Genomic DNA, 18,554 nt, shown 5'->3' on the forward strand with positions numbered 1-18,554 from the left:
TTTCGTGAGCAACCCGATCCACCTATCGGACAGTGTGCAGACGGGGCCCGCTGCATCGCTGGGACCTCAGCAGCGCGCGGTCGCCTGGAAGCGACTCGGCACCGAGCAATTCGACGTCGTGGTGATCGGCGGCGGCGTGGTGGGGGCCGGATGCGCCCTGGATGCTGCCACCCGTGGCCTGAAGGTGGCGCTGGTCGAAGCGCGGGACTTGGCCTCTGGCACCTCGAGCCGTTCGTCAAAGATGTTCCACGGCGGGTTGCGCTACCTCGAGCAACTGGAGTTCGGGCTGGTGCGTGAGGCGCTCTATGAGCGTGAGCTGTCGTTGACCACGTTGGCGCCACATTTGGTCAAGCCGCTGCCATTCTTGTTCCCGTTGACCAAACGCTGGTGGGAGCGCCCCTACATCGCGGCGGGCATCTTTCTGTACGACCGGCTGGGTGGCGCGAAATCGGTTCCGGCGCAAAAGCACTTTACCCGTGCGAGTGCGCTGCGACTGAGCCCTGGCTTGAAACGCAGCTCGCTGATCGGTGGCATCCGCTACTACGACACCGTGGTCGACGACGCCCGGCACACCATGACGGTCGCGCGCACCGCGGCGCATTACGGCGCGGTCGTTCGGTGTTCCACCCAGGTGGTCGCGTTGCTGCGGGAGGGTGACCGGGTAATCGGCGTGCGCGTCCGCGACTCCGAGGACGGCGCGGTTACCGAGGTCCGCGGCCACGTCGTGGTCAACGCGACCGGGGTCTGGACCGACGAGATTCAGGCGTTGTCCAAGCAGCGCGGGCGCTTCCAGGTACGCGCGTCCAAGGGCGTGCACGTGGTGGTGCCGCGGGACCGGATTGTCAGTGACGTCGCGATGATCCTGCGCACCGAGAAGTCGGTCATGTTCATCATCCCGTGGGGGAGTCACTGGATAATCGGAACCACCGATACCGACTGGAACCTCGACCTGGCTCATCCCGCGGCCACCAAGGCCGACATCGACTACATCCTCGGCACCGTCAACTCGGTGTTGGCCACCCCGTTGACGCACGCCGATATCGACGGGGTGTACGCGGGGCTGCGGCCGCTGCTTGCCGGGGAAAGCGACGAAACCTCCAAGCTGTCCCGGGAACATGCGGTGGCGGTGCCGGCGGCGGGCCTGGTGGCCATCGCCGGGGGCAAGTACACCACCTACCGGGTGATGGCGGCCGACGCGATCGATGCTGCGGTGCAATTCATCCCGGCCCGGGTTGCACCGTCGATCACCGAGAAGGTCAGCCTGCTGGGCGCCGACGGCTATTTTGCCCTGGTCAATCAGGCCGAACACGTCGGCGCCATGCAAGGTCTGCATCCGTACCGGGTGCGCCATCTGCTGGACCGCTACGGTTCGCTGATCAGCGACGTCCTGGCGTTGGCGGCCGGCGATCCCAGCATGTTGAGCCCGATCAAGGAGGCGCCGGGCTACTTGAAGGTGGAAGCCGCCTATGCCGTGGCTGCCGAGGGGGCACTGCATCTCGAGGACGTCCTAGCCCGCAGGACGCGGATTTCCATCGAATACCCACACCGTGGCGTCGATTGCGCACGCGAGGTGGCTGAGGTGATTGCGCCGGTGCTGGGCTGGACCGCCGCGGACATCGACCGCGAGGTTGCCAACTACACTGCGCGCGTCGAGGCTGAGGTGCTGTCGCAGGCCCAGCCCGATGACGTTTCGGCGGACATGTTGCGGGCCAGCGCACCCGAGGCGCGTGCCGAGATCCTCGAGCCGGTGCCTCTGAATTGAGCGCGCAGTGAAGGCCGCGCCGCTGCCGGTCCGTGACGGACTGGGGCCGGCGCGGGTGCGGCTACGCGGTGGAGCGGTACTGGCCGAGCTCAGTGCCCGGTTCGGCGCGACGGCCCGCGCCAAGGTCCTGGCCGGCGAGGTTTTCGACGCCGACGGCGCGGTGATCGACGACGCCACCGTGCTGCCCAGCGGCTCCAGCGTCTACCTCTATCGCGACCTGCCTGACGAAGTGCCGGTGCCTTTCGATATCCCGGTGCTCCACCAAGACGGCAACGTCGTGGTCGTCGACAAGCCGCACTTCTTGGCGACCATGCCCCGGGGGCGGCACGTCGCGCAGACCGCGCTGGTGCGGCTCCGCCGGGACCTGGGATTGCCCGAACTGAGCCCGGCCCACCGGCTGGACCGGCTGACCGCAGGGGTATTGCTGTTCACCACCCGGCGCGAGTTGCGCGGCAGCTACCAAACGCTGTTCGCCCGTGGTCTGGTGCACAAGACCTATCTGGCTCGGGCGGCCGTTGACCCGGGTCTGGCGTTGCCGTGCGTGGTCCGCAGCCGCATTGTCAAGCGCCGCGGACATCTGCAGGCGGTCTGCGAGCCCGGCGTTCCCAACGCCGAGACGCTGGTGGAGCTGATCTCACGCGACGGTCTGTACCGGCTGACGCCGCGCACCGGACGCACCCACCAGCTACGGGTGCACATGGCGTCGCTGGGGGTACCGATCGTGGGTGATCCGCTGTATCCCAACGTGATACCCATGTCCGATCAAGACCTCGGCGACTTCAGCGCGCCGCTGCAGTTGCTGGCACAGCGCATCGAGTTCGACGATCCGCTGACCGGATCACACCGCGAGTTCGTCAGCTGCCGACAGCTAGGAGGAGTTTCACTATGAGTGAAGACAAGGCGTTGGTCATCGTTGCCGGATACCAGGACATCGATTCGGCTCGGCACGACTTTCAAAACCTTACCGATCGAGCCAAGGACAAGAGCATCCCGCTGCAGGGTGCGGTGTTAGTCGGCAAGGACGGCGAGGGCAATCCCGTCTTGGTCGACACCGGAAACCGACTCGGCCGGCGCGGCGCGGCATGGGGCGCCGGGGCGGGCCTGGCGATCGGTCTGTTCTCGCCTGCGCTGTTGGCCTCGGCAGCGGTTGGCGCCGCGGCGGGAGCATTGGCAGGCACCTTCGCTCACCATCGGATCAAGAGCGGGCTGGCCGACAAGATTGGCGAAGCGCTATCGGCGGGCCGTGCTGTGATCATCGCGGTGACGGAGGCGCAGGGACGCCTGAAGGCGGGACAGGCGTTGGCTGGCTCACCAATGAAATCTGTTGCGGAGATCAGTCGTTCAACGCTGAGAAGCCTGGGTGCAGCGTTGCAAGAGGCGATGGGAAAGTTCAACCCGGACCGCACCCGGCTGCCGCTGCCGCAGCGCAGCTTCGGCGGCACCATCGGAAGCACCATGGCGGAGTCGGTGGGCGACTGGTCGATCGTTCCGGGTCCCTTTCCGCCCGACGACGCACCAAACGTGCTGATCGTGCTGATCGACGACGCCGGGTTCGGCGGCCCGGATACTTTCGGCGGCGCCATCCGGACCCCGACGCTATCCCGAGTGGCACGGAATGGACTGACCTACAACCGTTTCCATGTCACCGCGATATGCTCGCCGACCCGTGCGGCGCTGCTGACCGGACGAAACCATCACCGGGTGGGCTTCGGATCGGTCTGCGAACTCCCGGGCCCATTCCCCGGCTACTCGACGGTCAAGCCGCGTAGCTGCGCCGCGCTGCCGCGAATTCTGCGCGACAACGGTTATGTGACTGGCGCTTTCGGCAAGTGGCATCTGACCCCGGACAACGTCCAGGGAGCGGCGGGGCCGTTCGACAATTGGCCGCTGGGTTGGGGATTCGACCATTTCTGGGGCTTCCCGAGTGGCGCCGCGGGCCAGTACGACCCGATCATCAGTCAGGACAACTCCGTCATCGGCATACCTGAGGGTTCTGGAGGAAAAGACGGTCGCCCCTACTACTTCCCGGACGACCTCACCGACAAAGCCGTCGAGTGGCTACACACCGTGCGAGCGCAGAACGCCGAGAAGCCATGGATGCTGTACTACTCGACCGGTGCCACCCATGCGCCGCACCACGTATTCTCCGAGTGGGCCGATAAGTACCAGGGACAGTTCGACGAGGGCTGGGATGTGTATCGGCAGAAGACATTTGAACGGCAAAAGCAGCTCGGGATCATTCCACCCGACACCGAACTAACCGAGCGCCCCGATCTATTCCCCGCGTGGGACAACTTGTCGGAGACCCAGCGAAAGCTCTATGCCCGCCAGATGGAGGTGTTCGCCGGGTTCGCGGAGAACGCGGACTGGAATGTCGGCCGGCTGCTGGACGCGATCGAGGGTCTCGGCGAGACCGACAACACGCTGGTGTTCTACATCTGGGGCGACAACGGCGCCAGCATGGAGGGCACCAACACCGGTTCGTTCAACGAGATGACGTTCCTCAATGGCCTGGATCTCGACGCCGACCGGCAACTGGAGCTCATCGAACGGTATGGCGGGATCTCCGCACTCGGCGACGAGTTCACCGCACCGCACTTCGCCTCCGGGTGGGCGCACGCGAACAACACCCCATTCCAGTGGGGCAAACAGATGGCCAGCCACCTGGGTGGCACGCGCGATCCCTTGGTGGTCGCCTGGCCGGCCCGGATCCGGCCGGATGGTCATGTTCGTGGCCAGTTCACTCACTGCATCGACATCGCGCCAACCGTGTTGGAGGCCGTCGGTTTACCCGAGCCGACCAGTGTCGACGGCTTCGAGCAGGAACCGATGGACGGAACCAGTTTCCTGCACACCTTCGACGACGTGGCGGCCGAAGAGCGCCACACGGTGCAGTACTTCGAGAACTTTGGTAGCCGCGCCATCTACCAAGACGGTTGGTGGGCGTGTGCTCGGTTGGACAAGGCGCCGTGGGACCTCTCGCCGGAGACGATGCAGCGATTCGCGCCGCAAAACTACGACCCCGACCAGGATGTTTGGGAGCTGTACTACCTCCCCGACGACTTCTCCCAGGCCGTAAACCTGGCCGCCAGGCGTCCGGACAAGCTGGCCGAGCTTACCCAGTTGTGGTGGCAGGAGGCCGAACGAAACCGGGTGCTGCCGCTGCTGGGTGGGCTCGCGGTCATGTTCGGCGATCTGCCGCCCCTTCCCACCACGGCTCGGTTCAGTTTCAAAGGAAACGTGCAAAACATCCAGCGCGGCATGGTCCCACGTATCTCGGGCCGCTCCTACGCGATCGAGGCACGGCTGCATGTCCCCGACAGCGGCGCGGAGGGAGTGATCGTCGCCAACGCCGACTTCATGGGCGGGTTCGCGGTGTGGGTCGACGGACAGCGGCGACTGCACCACACCTACTCCTTCCTGGGCGTCGAGACCTATCGGCAGGTATCCACCGAGCCGATCCCCACTGGTGATGTCACGGTGCGGATGTTGTTTGATTCCGCTCGGCCCGTCGCCGCGTCGGGTGGCCGGGTGACGCTATGGGCCAACGACCGGCTGATCGGCGAGGGTGAGATGCCCCAGACAGTGCCGTTGGCCTTCACGTCGTACGCGGGGATGGACATCGGCCGCGACAACGGCCTGGTCGTCGACCGCGACTATGAGGACAAGGCACCCTATGCGTTCACCGGAACCGTCGCAGAGGTCATCTTCGACCTCAAACCCGTTCACCCTGAAGCGGAAAAGGCGTTGCACGAGCATGCATCTGTCCAAGCGGTCGGACAGGGCGCGGCGGGCTGATCAAATGCGATCGGTACCTTGACGATATGCCCTGGGCGCGATTGCTGTCGCTTGCCGTTCTCGTGGCTTGTCTGGGCGGGTGCGGCGGAGGCCGAATGCTGGCTGGCGACGGCAGTCAGGTTGGGACGTTCGAATTCGGAGGCCTGACCCGAAGTTATCGCTTGCACGTGCCTCCCGCTGAGCCCACCGGGCTGGTGATCAGCCTGCACGGTGGCGGCGGCACCGGAGCCGGGCAGGAGGCCCTCACCGATTTCGACGCCGTTGCCGACACCGCCGACCTGCTAGTCGTCTATCCCGACGGCTATGACAAAAGCTGGGCCGACGGGAGAGGGGCATCCCCGGCGGACCGCCGTCATCTCGACGACGTCGGGTTCCTGGTCGCGTTGGCAGGAAAGCTGGTGCACGACTTCGACATTGCTCCCGGGCACGTATTCGCCACCGGCATGTCCAACGGAGGCTTCATGTCCAACCGGTTGGCGTGTGAGCGCGCCGACATCTTCGCCGCGATCGCGCCGGTGGCGGGCACCCTGGGGGTAGGTGTGAAGTGCAACCCGTCGCGGCCGGTGTCGGTGCTGGAGGCACACGGTACCGCCGACCCGCTGGTTCCGTTCAAAGGCGGGTCGGTGCGCGGTCGCGGCGGGCTCAGTCATTCCATCTCGGTTGCGGGCATGGTGGACCGATGGCGGGCGGTCGATGGCTGTGCGGGCGATCCGTCGGCGGAGGTGCTACCCAACGTCGGGGACGGAACCGTTGTGCACCTATTCGATTCCAGCTCATGCGTGGCCGGCACCGAGGTGATCTTCTACCGGATCGACAATGGCGGGCATACCTGGCCGGGCGGCAAGCAGTATCTGCCGAAGGCGGTCATCGGGCCGACCACGCGCGCGTTCGACGGGTCGCAAGTCATTGCGCAGTTCTTCGCCACACACGGGCGCGATTAGGCCGCGTGTTGGCAGGCCGGGCACCAGTACCGCACCCGCTCGTTGGTGTTGTCGAAGGCGATCAGCGTGCCGCAGCGACGGCAACCCCGACCGGCCCGCCCGTAGACCCACAGTTGTCTGCCGGCCCGGGTATCGCCAGTGGTGCAGCGGTTCCAACGCCACCGGTTGGCCCAAAGCATGTCTCGGGCGCGGGTGACCAGACGGCGCGGGTCGTCGATCGCGCTGACCGGTGCGGTCGGCAAAAGTCCGCTGACGAAACACAATTCGTTGCAGTACACGTTGCCGATCCCGGCTATCACCCGCTGGTCGAGTAGCGCCTCGGCGATGGGCCGGTCGGGGGCAATGATCAGGTTGGCGGCTGCAAGCTGCGGGTCCCAATCGTCGGCTAGCAGGTCGGGCCCCAGGTGCGCGACGACGGTACCGTCATTGTCCCGGTCGAGGACCTCCAACACGCCCAGGTCGGCGCCGACCGCTCGGATAGCCTCCTCTCCTTGGTTGGCTTCCAAGATGATTCGCGTCCGGTGATCCACCCGAACCGACCGGTTGCCGACCTTCCAACCGCCGTCCATCTTCAGATGGGAGTGGATGCTGGCCGTCCCGACTCGGATGAACAGATGCTTGCCCCGACTGAGCACCTCGTCCACCACCTGGCCGGTGAGGTCGACGGTGGCAAACCGGGGCACTCGGATATCGCACCGTGTCAATGGGCGACCGGCCAGATGCCGCCGCAGGATCGCCGCGGTGTGCCAGACGGTGTCACCCTCGGGCATGGCCTACCGCAGCCGCAAACCGCGTGGCGTGCGGGCGAAGCCGGCTTCGAGCAGACCCGTCAGTGCGGTCGAGTCCTGCCCGCCGGACTGCAGCACCGGCATTCCGTCGACGCGCTCCACCAGGATCGACGCGACGCGCTTGGCGGTGACCAGGTCGGCCAGCCCAAGAGCCGCCGCGTGGTTGACCCCGGGATCGTCGGTGAAGGTCAGCAGTGACCGCCCGCCGCGCTCCAGGAACCATGCCAGCTGGCCGTTCACCAGCACGACGAGTGCTCCGGCTTTGCGGCCCGGCCGGGCGGTAGCGTCACCGCTCGACGCTGGCCACGGCAATGCCGCCCCATATGGGTTGGCCGGGTCGGCAGCGGCCAATACGACGGTTCGGTACTGCGGCCGTTCCGGGTCGGGGATGCAGCCTGGGGCGTCAAGGTAGCCGCGTAGCCGGTCTACCGTGGCGGCGACGGCGAACTGAGCGCCCCCCAACGACTCGATGAAGTAGCCACGCTGGCACCTGCCCGCATCCTCGAACGCACTGAGCACCTTGTAGAGGGTCGCGAATCCGCCCGCCACCCCCTCCGCGGCAACCGCTCCTTTGGTCAACACGCCGTGGCGATTCAGCAGCAGCTCGGCCTGGTAGTGGGCCCGCAGCGTGGAGTCCGGTTCGGGAAGCGGCAGCGCGGACCACCTTCCGGCGACGGTCGGGTCCGCACCGCGGGCTTGGGCGTGCCTGAGGCTGTACCGGCTCAGGCGCGGCGGGCGATGTCCTCGGTGTGCGGGGGCCGAACGCTTGCGGGTGCCCGCACCGCCGAGTAGCGCGCGTACCGGCGCAAACGTGTCGCCGGTCACCCTACCGGCCCAAATCAGTTCCCACAGAGCCGATTTGAGTGCCGCTTCGGTCAGGCCGTCGTGGGTTAGCTGGCGGAAGAAGTACGCGCCGCCTCCGGCCAGGCTGTCCAGGATCGCTCGGTGCGCGTCGGTGAAATCGATCTCCACCGGCGCGGCGATGGTCAACGGTGCCGTGTCAGCCGGGTGTAACGCGATCCAGCCGTCGCTACCCGAGATCGACCCGGCACCCGACCAGGTGACCTCCCCGCTCGCGAGCAGTTCGTCGAGCATCGCCGGGGAGTAGTCGCGGATCCGCGGGGCGAGCACCAGAGGTTCGAGCGCGGAGGCCGGTATCCGGACGCCGGCGAGCTGATCGATGACTGCGGCCAGCCCGGCAACGCCGGCGTGGCTCGAGTCCGTGGCGCCTACCTGATGCCAGGCTGGCAGGAATCGTCCGTAGGCGGCGGTGCTGACCGGCTCGACCTGGGCCCGTAGCGCCGCCAGAGAACGGCGCCGCAGTATGCGCAAAACGTCGGCATCGCACCACTGTTCGGCACCGGCTTCGCTGGTGCCCGCGGCGTCGACGAACTCGCCGCGCACCAGCCGGCCGTCGCTGGCCAGCCGGCCCAGCACGTCCGCGGTCACCCGCAGGCCCAGGCCGAACCGGGCGGCGGCCGCACCCGTGCTGAACGGTGTGTGGGTGCGTGCGTAGCGGCCCAGCAGCTCGCCCAGCGGGTCGGCGACCGCCTCGGTAAAGCTGGCCGGCAGGCCCACCGGAACCGCCGCGCCGACGCCGTCGCGCAGCCGGCCGATGTCCTCGACGGCAACCCACCAGTCGCGGCCGGCGAAGGACACCGCGAGCGCGCGTTTAGCGGCGCGCAAGCCCTCCAGCCAGCCGCCGACCTCGGGCACGCTCGACCGGGCGGCGATCTCGTCCTCGGTGAGCGGACCCAGCAGTCGGAGCAGATCGGCAACGCCTTCGGCGTCGCGGGCGACCCGGTCGGTCGACAGGTGCTGCAACTGGCGGCCGGTGGCGGCGATGACCTCGGGATCGAGTAGCTCGCGCAGTTCCACCCGGCCCAGCAGCTCGGCCAGCAACGTGCTATCCAGCGCCAAGGCGGCGGCACGCCGCTCGGCCAGCGGGGTGTCGCCTTCGTACATGAAGGCGCCGACGTAACCGAACAACAGTGCCGCCGCAAACGGGGAGGGTTTGGCGGTCTCGACTTCGAGCACCCGCACCCGCCGCTGGGCGACCCGCGTCATCAGTTCGACCAACGTCGGGACGTCGTAGACGTCCTGCAGGCACTCGCGGACGGTCTCCAGCACGATCGGGAAGTCGGGGTATTTGCGGGCCACTTCCAGCAGCTGGGCGGCGCGCTGCCGCTGCTGCCACAGCGGGGAGCGGCGGCCCGGGTGCCGGCGGGGCAGCAGCAGGGCGCGGGCCGCCGACTCCCGGAACCGGGACGCGAACAGTGCCGAACCGCCCACCTCGGCGGTGACGATCGGGTCGATCTCGTCGGCGTCGAAAACGAACAACTCGGCGCCCGGCGGGTTGTCCTCGCCAGCCGACACGGTGTCCGGCAGGCGCACCACGATGCCGCTGTCGGAGGCGGTCGGTTTCTCGTCGATGCCGTAGCGGTCGCGCAGCCGTCGGCTGACTGCCAGCGCCAGCGGACCGTGTACCCGCAACCCGTACGGCGAGTGCAGGATCACCCGCCAATCGCCCAGCTCGTCCCGGAACCGCTCCACCAGCAGCGTGGTGTCGGTGGGAACCACCCCGGTAGCGCCACGTTGGTCGTCCAGCAGGCGCCAGAGGTTGTCGGTGGCGTAGTCGTCGAAACCCAAACCCGCGCAACGCGTTCCGAATACGCCGCGGTCCAGGCCGGCCAGTTCGCCGGTGAGCGCGCCCAGTGCGGCGCCGAGCTCGGCGGGGCGGCCGACATCGTCGCCGCGCCAGAACGGCAACCGGGCCGGCTGGCCCGGCGCGGGGATCACCAACACCCGGTCGTGGGTGATCTCGGTGATCCGCCAGCTGGTGGCACCCAGCGAGATCACGTCACCGGGGCGGGACTCATAAACCATTTCCTCGTCGAGTTCGCCTACCCGCGAGGGCTTCTCGGTGGCTAGGTAGACGGCGAACAGCCCACGATCGGGGATGGCGCCGCCGGAAGTGACGGCCAGTCGCTGCGCGCCGGGCCGCGCGGTCAGCGTGCCCCCAAGGGCGCTGTCGCGGTCGTAGACCAGCCGTGGGCGCAGCTCGGCGAACTCGGTGGACGGGTACTTGCCGGACAGCAGGTCTAGGGTGGCCTCGAAGAGGCTGCGCGGCAGCGTCGCGAAGGGGGCACTGCGGCGCACGGTATCGAACCACCGATCGGCGTCCAGCGGCTCCAGCGCGGCCGCCGCCACCGTATGTTGCGCCAGGATGTCGAGCGGGTTGGCGGGCACTCGCATGGTTTCGATCTGGCCGGCAAGCATGCGCTGCACGCTGACCGCGCAGCCGATCAGGTCGGTGCGGTGTTTGGGAAACAGCACTCCCCGCGAAACCTCGCCGACCTGATGACCGGCTCGCCCGATGCGTTGCAGGCCGCTGGCCACCGACGGCGGCGCCTCCACCTGGATCACCAGATCGACCGCGCCCATGTCGATGCCCAGCTCCAGGCTCGACGTCGCCACCACCGCCTTGAGTTGTCCGCGTTTGAGGTCCTCTTCGACGGCGGCGCGTTGCTCCTTGCTGACCGAGCCGTGGTGGGCGCGGGCCAGCACCGGCGGCGCGCCGAACGTCTGGCCGCTCGCCATGATTTGCGCCGGGGCGCCACCGGCGACCTGTTGGTTGGCGTCCGGTGCGAGCTCAATGCCGCAACGCTCGGCATGAATTTCGTTGAGCCGTGCGGTAAGTCGCTCAGCCAATCGTCGCGAATTGGCGAACACGATGGTCGAACTGTGCGATTCGATCAGGTCAACGAGCCGCGCCTCGACGTCCGGCCAGATGGTGTTGTCCGTCAAGTTGGCCATGTCGGGCACCGGCACCTGAACGGACAGCTCAACGGTCTTCGCTGCCGGGGGCGCCACAATGGTCGTCGGGGACTGTCCGGACAGGAACCTCGCGAGCTCCTCGGGCGGACGAACGGTCGCCGACAGCCCGATGCGCTGGGCCCGGCGCTCTCCGGCCAGGTCGTCGAGCCGCTCCAGCGACAGCGCCAGATGTGCGCCGCGTTTGGTGGCGGCGATGGCGTGAATCTCGTCGACGATGACGGTCTGGACGCCGGCCAGGGTCTCGCGCGCGGCCGAAGTCAGCATCAGAAACAGCGACTCCGGGGTGGTGATCAGCACGTCGGGCGGCTGGCTGATCAGCTGGCGGCGCAGCGCGGGTGGGGTGTCGCCGGAGCGGACCCCCACACTGATCTGGGGTGGGGACAGGTCGCGGCGCCCGGCGAGTCGGGTCAGCCCCGCCAGCGGGGTGCGCAAGTTGCGCTCGACGTCGACGGCCAACGCTTTGAGCGGTGACACATACAACACGCGGGTGCCCGCCGCCCGGTCCGACCCGGGCCCCGACCTCGCCAAGCTATCCAGGGCCCACAGGAACGCCGCCAGGGTCTTCCCGGATCCGGTAGGCGCGATGACCAGCGTGTTATTGCCGTCGGCGATCGCAGCCCAGGCGCTGGCCTGGGCGCTGGTGGGCGCGGCGAAGGTACTGGTGAACCAATCGCGGGTGAGCGCGCTGAATCGGCCCAGCGATCCAGGGTCCGAGGCGCTAGCAGACGCGTCAGGCCGCGCGAAGCTCACCTAGCCATCGTGCCAACAAGCACCGACAAAAAGCGTCCCCCCGCTCACAATCGCGCGGTTGCCATCGCCTCGGCCAATTCGGGCGGAATCTCGGGCACCCGGGAGATGGCGTCCAGCAGCGCGTGCGCGCAGGCGTCGGCGAGCCGCTCCGCGTCGGTCGACGGGTCCATGATCCGCTGCCGGCACAGCTCGAAGGTGAACGCGATCCAGCCGAAAATGATCACCCGCAGGTCACGCTCGACCTCCGGCTCCAGCGTTGCGCTCCCCGGGATCCCGCTGACGACCTCGCCGATGCGGGAAATGATGTGTTCCATCTGGCGGTTCTTGGCTTCGTCGTCGATGCCGAGCAGAACCGGGTCGGACCGGCCCAAGCCGACGTAGGCGGCCCACGCGGCCTCGGGGTTCTGCTGGTGATAGGCCATGTAGGCCAGCACGCCGGTCCGAATCTCTTCGAACATCGTCAGCCCGGGGGCGGGCAGCTTGTTGGTGGCCGCGTACAGCCGGTCGGCTTCGTCCTTGACGACCGCGGCGAAGAACGCGCGCTTGTCCGGAAAGTAGTGATACATCAGTGCCCGCGACACCCCGGCTCGCTCGGCGATCTCGTCGATGCGGACCTCGTCGTACGGCCGCTTCCCAAAGACCTCCGCCCCCAGGGCGAGCAGTTCAGCGCGGCGGTCCTCTGGGGATAACCGCCTTCTGGCTGTCGCCATGTGACAGATACTACTCACCGAGACCGGACGCACCGGCAGGACGCACGGTTAGCCGAACTTCACGCCCTGCGCCAGTGGCAGCTCGCTCGAGTAGTTCACGGTGTTGGTGGCTCGGCGCATGTATGCCTTCCACGCGTCCGAACCGGACTCGCGGCCGCCGCCGGTCTCCTTTTCGCCGCCGAAGGCACCGCCGATCTCCGCACCCGACGTGCCGATGTTGACGTTGGCGATACCGCAGTCGGATTCGTCGAGGAAGCACTCGGCCTCCCGCAGGTCGGTAGTGAATATTGCCGACGAAAGTCCTTGTGGTACAGCATTGTTGAGCGCTATCGCCTCGTGGAAGTCGTCGTAGGTTAGTACGTACAGGATCGGTGCGAACGTTTCGGTCGCCACGATGGCCGTCTGGGAGGGCATCCGGACCACAGCGGGCGTGACATAGTAGGCGCCCGGTGGGCCCTGGCGGCGGTCACCGCCGATGACCTCGCCGCCGTCGGCGAGTGCCTGTTCCAGTGCTCCCACCATGTCGCGGTAGGCGGTTTCGTGGATGAGTGGGCCGACCAGCGTGTCCGGGGCCGACGGGTCACCGATCGCCAGCTGGCGATAGGCGGCGACGACGCGGGTCACCACATTGTCGGCCACCGAGCGGTGCACAATCAGCCGGCGCAGGCTGGTGCAGCGTTGCCCGGCGGTGCCGGCGGCGGCGAACACGACGGCGCGCACCGCCAGCTCCAGGTCGGCCGACGGCGCCACAATTGCCGCGTTATTGCCGCCCAACTCCAGCAGCACCCGTCCGAAGCGCCGGGCAACGCGTGGACCGACCTGCTGGCCCATCCGCACCGAACCCGTCGCCGACACCAAGGCAACCCGCGGATCATCGACGAGTTGCGCACCAAGCTCGGCGCCGCCCAGCAGCAGGCCGCCCACCGCGGAAGGCGCACCGACATCGGCCGCGGCGCGGGTGAGCAACACCTGGCAGGCCAGCGCCGTCAACGGCGTCAACTCCGAGGGCTTCCACACCACCGTGTCGCCGCAGACCAGTGCCACCGCGGCGTTCCACGCCCAGACCGCGACCGGGAAGTTGAATGCGGTGATCACGCCCACCACCCCGAGTGGATGCCAGGTCTCCAGCAGCCGGTGCCCTGGGCGCTCGGAAGCGATGGTGCGGCCATAGAGCTGGCGTGACAGACCGACCGCGAACTGGCAGATATCGATCATTTCCTGCACTTCGCCGCGTGCCTCGGAGGTGATCTTGCCCGCTTCGATCGTGACCAGTGTCGCGAGGTCGTTCTGGTGTGCGGTGAGTAGCTCGCCGAGCCGGGCCACCAGGGCGCCGCGCCGCGGGGCCGGGGTGCTTCGCCATGTCGTAAAGGTGCCGGCCGCCTCGGCGATCGTGCGATCAGCCTGCTCCGAGGTGGTCGGCGCGACGGTGAACAGTACCTCGCCGGTGATCGGTGTGCTCGCGGGCAGGCCGTGGTTGCCCGGCTCGCCAAGGGTGACCCCTGATCCGTTCGAGGCGCCGATCGCTTCGAAGGCGGCGAGCACCCGGGCACGCAACTGGTCGGACGTCATGCGCCGCTCCTCCTCATCGCTTCGTAGAGATCGCTTCGTAGAGCGCGTAGGGATCGTGAATGTCGCGGCCGATGGCCCCGGCCAACCAATCGATGTCATAGCCGGAATCGTCGGGTCCGTCACCGGTCTGCGAGTCGCGGTCCAGGTTGGAGCGGAAGATGCCGGCCGCCGAAGCGGGCAGGAAGTCTTCATAGACGATGGGTGCCGACGGGTCTCCGCCTCGGTAGTACGCCAAGCCTTGGCTGGCCATCTCTTCATCGGTTGAGGGGAAGTACCGGTTCCACACTGCGGCGGCCACCGGGGCCGGGTCGCGGCCCCCGACCAGCTGAGCCATCGCGGCGTCGTAGCGTTCGCGCCCCCGTGGGGTCAACGCGACACCGCGCGCCTCTACCTCGCCGAACCGCACCCGCAGGTCCCCCGGCGCGCGGGTGCCGTCCTCGTCGCGAAACATGCGTGGTTCGGCAAGCGCCCGAAATGAGGTCTGCCGCAACAGGACATCGGGTCCGTCGGTGCGGGGAGGCCCTTGGATGGTGTCGATCATGGTGATGCCGCGTTCGGTCATCCGGCGGTACAGATCGTCGATGTCGAGCACGCGAGGCGTCAGATGGTTGATGTGCGTGGACCCGACTCCAGCGATGTCAGCGGCCACCGCCGATACCCGCGACAACTCGTCGTACCAGGATTTTTCGATCGGTTCCCGAGACAGGGCGAACGCTGCCACCGCCGCAGCGACGAAAGCCTGCGCCTCGTCGGCGTCGCAGCCGCCATCGGCCGCGATCGTCCGGGCTTGGGCGAGCAACGCGGGTTTGAAGAGTTGCCGACGCTCGAGGAAGGCCTGCACGCGGGTGCGCAGGCTGGCATCGAAGTACCGCCGATCCTCGATCGCCAGCATCGACGTGAACACCCGAAACGGGTTGCGCGCCAGCTCGTTTGCATCGATAGGGCGGAAAGCGGTGGACACCACCGGAATTGGTGAGTCAGCGCAGCGCAGGTCGTAGTAGCCCACCGGCAGCATCCCGAAGGCGGCGAACAGGTCGGCGACGGCTGCAAGTTCGGCCGGGTTGCCCACTCGGATGGCGCCGTGGCGCTCGGCGGTGACTCGCTGAAGCGAGCCGAGCCGCTCGGCTCCCGGGTGGCACGTCACGTAGTCGGAGTTGACCTGTGCGCTCACCTCGACCAGCGTCCCGTAGGCGGGAACCTCGGCGGCATACATGGCCGACAGCCCAGCGGCGAAGCTCGCACGCAGCTGCCAGGTCGCCACCTTTTTCGGCCGACTCATAGTGCGCTGCCGCTGCGATAGTCTCCGGCCATGAACGAGGCGCTCGACGATATCGATCGAATTCTGGCGCGCGAGCTGGTCAGCGACGGACGTGCCACGCTGTCAGAGTTGGCCAGCAGAGCCGGCCTGTCGGTCTCGGCGGTCCAATCGCGGGTGCGTCGGCTGGAGTCTCGTGGTGTGGTCCGGGGATATTCGGCCCGGATCAACCCCGAGGCGGTTGGGTATGTGCTGTCGGCGTTCGTGGCCATCACTCCTCTCGATCCGTCTCAACCAGATGATGCTCCCGCGCGGCTGGAACATATCGAGCAGATCGAGTCGTGTCACTCGGTGGCCGGCGAAGAGAGCTACGTCCTGCTGGTGCGCGTCGCTTCCGCCCGGGCGCTTGAGGATCTGCTGCAACGGATCCGGACCACGGCGAACGTGCGGACTCGAAGCACGGTCATTTTGAACACTTTTTACAGCGATAGGCAGCATATACCGTAATTTATACAGCCTGAGCGTCAGGATTCCGTAAAATCCCGCTATCATGGCGTCATGACCGCCGCCGTGAAGTCGACTCGCCTTGCCGTTACGCAACCAGAACCGGACCGAGTCCATGAGGTGCTGGGGCGCAGCATCCTGGTCGACGGTTTCGACATGGTGCTCGATCTGACCCGTTCCGTCGGTTCATGTCTGGTCGACGCTAGAACGGGTCGGCGCTATCTGGACATGTTCTCGTTCGTTGCATCGTCGGCGCTGGGTATGAATCACCCGGCGCTGGCCGACGACGAGGAGTTCCATGCCGAGCTCATGGCGGCCGCACTGAACAAGCCCAGCAATTCCGACGTGTACTCGGTGGCGATGGCCCGCTTCGTCGAGACCTTCGCCCGCGTCCTGGGTGACCCGGAACTGCCGCACCTGTTCTTCGTCGAAGGGGGCGCCCTGGCGGTGGAGAACGCGCTCAAAGTCGCGTTCGACTGGAAAAGCAGGCACAACGAGGCACATGGAATCGACCCCGCACTGGGTGCTCAAGTGCTCCACCTGCGCGGAGCATTTCACGGCCGCAGCGGCTACACCCTCTCGCTGACCAACACCAAGCCGGTCATTACGGCTCGCTTCCCGAAGTTCGACTGGCCGCGCATCGACGCGCCGTACACGCGGCCCGGACTGGACGGGCCCGCGATGGACGAGCTGGAAGCCGAGTCGCTGCGCCAGGCCCGAGCGGCGTTCGAGAGGCACCCGCACGACATCGCGTGCTTCGTGGCCGAACCCATCCAGGGGGAGGGGGGTGACCGGCATTTCCGGCCCGCGTTCTTCGCTGCGATGCGCGAGCTGTGCGACGAATACGACGCACTGCTGATCTTCGACGAGGTGCAGACCGGTTGCGGGTTGACCGGAACCCCCTGGGCCTACCAGCAACTGAGTGCCGAACCCGACGTCGTGGCGTTTGGCAAGAAGACGCAGGTCTGCGGAGTAATGGCCGGTCGCCGGGTCGACGAGATCGCCGACAATGTGTTCGCGGTCCCGTCACGGCTCAACTCGACGTGGGGCGGCAACCTTGCCGACATGGTGCGCTCGCGCCGCATCCTGGAGGTGATCGAAGCCGAGGGCCTGTTCGAGCGGGCGGCCGAGCAAGGCAGCTATCTGCGCAGCCGGCTCGACGAACTCGCCGATGACTTCCCGGCAGTCGTACTCGATCCGCGCGGCCGGGGCCTGATGTGTGCGTTCAGCCTGCCAACCACCGCCGACCGCGACGAGTTGATCCGCCAGTTGTGGCAACGCGCGGTGATTGTGCTGCCGGCCGGTGCAACCGGCGTTCGGTTCCGCCCCGCACTGACCGTTTCGCGTGCTGATATCGACTCCGCGATGGCCGCGGTGCGCAGCGCGTTGTCGGCGGTGACGTAGGCAACGCCCCGTTTACCTCTGCTCAGAGGGGGTATGCGGATGCTGTACCACGACCAGGATTCGAGGTTCGCCGATGCACGAAGTCCGTGGGCCGTCACGCGGTGATCGCTTGGGGCAGCAGGACGGCGAGGTCCATGCCGCGACCCGGTTCGCCGTGGCGGCCGCGGGTGCCGGGGTCGGCTTTCTCGTCATCGCCGCGTTGTGGGTGAGCACATGCAGCGGCGTTGACACAGCGGCCTGCGGCCCGCCTCAGCGGACCCTGCTGGCGTTAGGGAGCCCGCTGATCCTGTTCGCCACCGGGCTGTGGGCGTTTCTGCGCACTTACCGGGTGTGGCGCGAGGAAGGTAGTTGGTGGGGATGGCACGGTGCCGGCTGGTTCTTGTTGACGCTGATGGTGCTGACGCTCTTCATGGGCGTACCCGCGATCGCCGCCTGGTCATGACGCCGTGACGGATTTTTTGGGAGCTATCCCTGCACAACCTGTTCGACGAGTTCTACCGTTGATGGTAATGCCTGGTAATGGGCAGATAGTGGCGGAATAGAACGAAAGGAGGATGCCATGGGGGACACCTATCGTGACCCGGTCGACCACCTGCGGACGACACGGCCACTTGCCGGCGAGTCGCTGATCGACGTGCTGCACTGGCCTGGGTACCTCTTGATCGTTGCCGGTGTGATCGGCGGCGTCGGATCTCTTGCGGCGTTCGGTACCGGACATCACGTCGAGGGCATGACTTCTGGCGTGGTGGCGATTTCCCTTGCGGTGGTTGGGTTGGCGTGGCTGGCGTTCGAGCATCGGCGGATACGCAGAATCGCCAATCGTTGGTACGCCGAACATCCCGAAGTCAGGCCGCAGCGGCTGGCCAGCTAGTCCCGTTACCGCAGGTCGCCCGCGGCGCCCAAAAATCTCGCGAAAAGCCCCACGTCGCGGGGTTATTGGTAGCTCGGAACGGGTATTACGTCTACACCATGACGAATGCCGGCCAAGTTGCGTTAGCGTGGTTACCCCATCATCGGGGAAAGAATCACGAAGGCGCCGACATAGATCCCTACTGCGACCACGATCAACGCGCCCAAGGTTATCCCGGCGATCACCGCGATGCGCTTGAGTCGACGCGTCCGGAGCGGGTCGGTCACGGCTGTCTTGTCCATGTCCGGTGGCATACCCGGTGTCGATCATGACCAACCGGCTTGAAGGCGAGACCCGGGGCGAGACTCAGGGCGAGGGTAGTGTCG

14 protein-coding genes are annotated in these 18,554 nt (G+C 67.1%); 8 read left to right on the top strand and 6 right to left on the bottom strand.

The window, feature by feature from the left end; genetic code table 11:
• Positions 1–4: 4 nt before the first annotated feature.
• Genes AADZ55_RS05400 through AADZ55_RS05415 form a run of 4 tightly spaced genes read left to right on the top strand, consistent with a single transcriptional unit; the run spans position 5 to position 6,501 of the window.
• A complete protein-coding gene (locus AADZ55_RS05400; RefSeq protein WP_085323200.1) occupies positions 5–1,762 on the top strand; it encodes a glycerol-3-phosphate dehydrogenase/oxidase in 1,758 nt (585 codons plus the stop codon).
• Positions 1,763–1,769: 7 nt separating this feature from the next.
• A complete protein-coding gene (locus AADZ55_RS05405; protein ID WP_085323201.1) occupies positions 1,770–2,651 on the top strand; it encodes an RluA family pseudouridine synthase in 882 nt (293 codons plus the stop codon).
• The gene (locus AADZ55_RS05410; protein ID WP_085323202.1) at positions 2,648–5,560 is read left to right on the top strand and encodes an arylsulfatase; all 2,913 of its coding nucleotides are present in this window, start codon (positions 2,648–2,650) and stop codon (positions 5,558–5,560) included. Before AADZ55_RS05405 ends, AADZ55_RS05410 begins: the two co-directional genes overlap by 4 nt.
• Positions 5,561–5,586: 26 nt before the next feature.
• Positions 5,587–6,501 carry an alpha/beta hydrolase family esterase gene (locus AADZ55_RS05415; protein ID WP_085323203.1) on the top strand — a complete coding sequence of 305 codons (915 nt, stop codon included), beginning with the start codon at positions 5,587–5,589 and terminating at the stop codon, positions 6,499–6,501.
• Here the strand turns inward: AADZ55_RS05415 and nei2 are convergent.
• From nei2 to AADZ55_RS05440, 5 genes are read right to left on the bottom strand one after another with little or no spacing between them, the layout of a single operon-like run.
• Positions 6,498–7,271: an endonuclease VIII Nei2 gene (gene nei2 / locus AADZ55_RS05420; protein ID WP_085323204.1), complete on the bottom strand. Its 774-nt coding sequence runs from the start codon at positions 7,269–7,271 to the stop codon at positions 6,498–6,500. The two genes, AADZ55_RS05415 and nei2, sit on opposite strands and share 4 nt — an antisense overlap.
• Before the next feature lie 3 nt (positions 7,272–7,274).
• Positions 7,275–11,876, bottom strand: coding sequence for an ATP-dependent helicase (locus tag AADZ55_RS05425; protein ID WP_085323205.1), 4,602 nt, complete (start codon positions 11,874–11,876; stop codon positions 7,275–7,277).
• A gap of 44 nt (positions 11,877–11,920) precedes the next feature.
• Positions 11,921–12,586 (bottom strand): TetR/AcrR family transcriptional regulator, encoded by a 666-nt coding sequence (locus AADZ55_RS05430; protein ID WP_085323206.1) that lies wholly within the window; start codon positions 12,584–12,586, stop codon positions 11,921–11,923.
• Positions 12,587–12,634: 48 nt separating this feature from the next.
• Positions 12,635–14,155 carry an aldehyde dehydrogenase family protein gene (locus tag AADZ55_RS05435; protein WP_242669944.1) on the bottom strand — a complete coding sequence of 507 codons (1,521 nt, stop codon included), beginning with the start codon at positions 14,153–14,155 and terminating at the stop codon, positions 12,635–12,637.
• Positions 14,156–14,168: 13 nt separating this feature from the next.
• A complete protein-coding gene (locus AADZ55_RS05440) occupies positions 14,169–15,434 on the bottom strand; it encodes a VOC family protein (protein WP_085323207.1) in 1,266 nt (421 codons plus the stop codon).
• 30 nt (positions 15,435–15,464) lie between these two features.
• Between AADZ55_RS05440 and AADZ55_RS05445 the strand changes: the two genes are divergently transcribed.
• The 4 genes from AADZ55_RS05445 (at position 15,465) to usfY (ending at position 18,189) form a co-directional block, all read left to right on the top strand.
• Complete coding sequence (locus tag AADZ55_RS05445; RefSeq protein WP_085323208.1) at positions 15,465–15,917, top strand: Lrp/AsnC family transcriptional regulator; 453 nt, start codon at positions 15,465–15,467, stop codon at positions 15,915–15,917.
• Positions 15,918–15,968: 51 nt separating this feature from the next.
• Positions 15,969–17,318, top strand: a complete 1,350-nt coding sequence (gene lat, locus AADZ55_RS05450) for an L-lysine 6-transaminase (RefSeq protein WP_085323209.1) — start codon at positions 15,969–15,971, stop codon at positions 17,316–17,318.
• Between the two features lie 73 nt (positions 17,319–17,391).
• Positions 17,392–17,760, top strand: coding sequence for a hypothetical protein (locus AADZ55_RS05455; RefSeq protein WP_085323210.1), 369 nt, complete (start codon positions 17,392–17,394; stop codon positions 17,758–17,760).
• A gap of 117 nt (positions 17,761–17,877) precedes the next feature.
• Positions 17,878–18,189 (top strand): protein UsfY, encoded by a 312-nt coding sequence (gene usfY / locus AADZ55_RS05460; RefSeq protein WP_085323211.1) that lies wholly within the window; start codon positions 17,878–17,880, stop codon positions 18,187–18,189.
• 131 nt (positions 18,190–18,320) lie between these two features.
• On the opposite strand, the gene AADZ55_RS05465 is transcribed toward usfY, so the two are convergent.
• A complete protein-coding gene (locus tag AADZ55_RS05465) occupies positions 18,321–18,470 on the bottom strand; it encodes a hypothetical protein (RefSeq protein ID WP_165759319.1) in 150 nt (49 codons plus the stop codon).
• Between the last annotated feature and the right edge of the window lie 84 nt (positions 18,471–18,554).

Origin of the sequence: Mycobacterium decipiens (assembly GCF_963853665.1) — a bacterium.
In the GTDB taxonomy this organism is placed as follows: domain Bacteria; phylum Actinomycetota; class Actinomycetes; order Mycobacteriales; family Mycobacteriaceae; genus Mycobacterium; species Mycobacterium decipiens.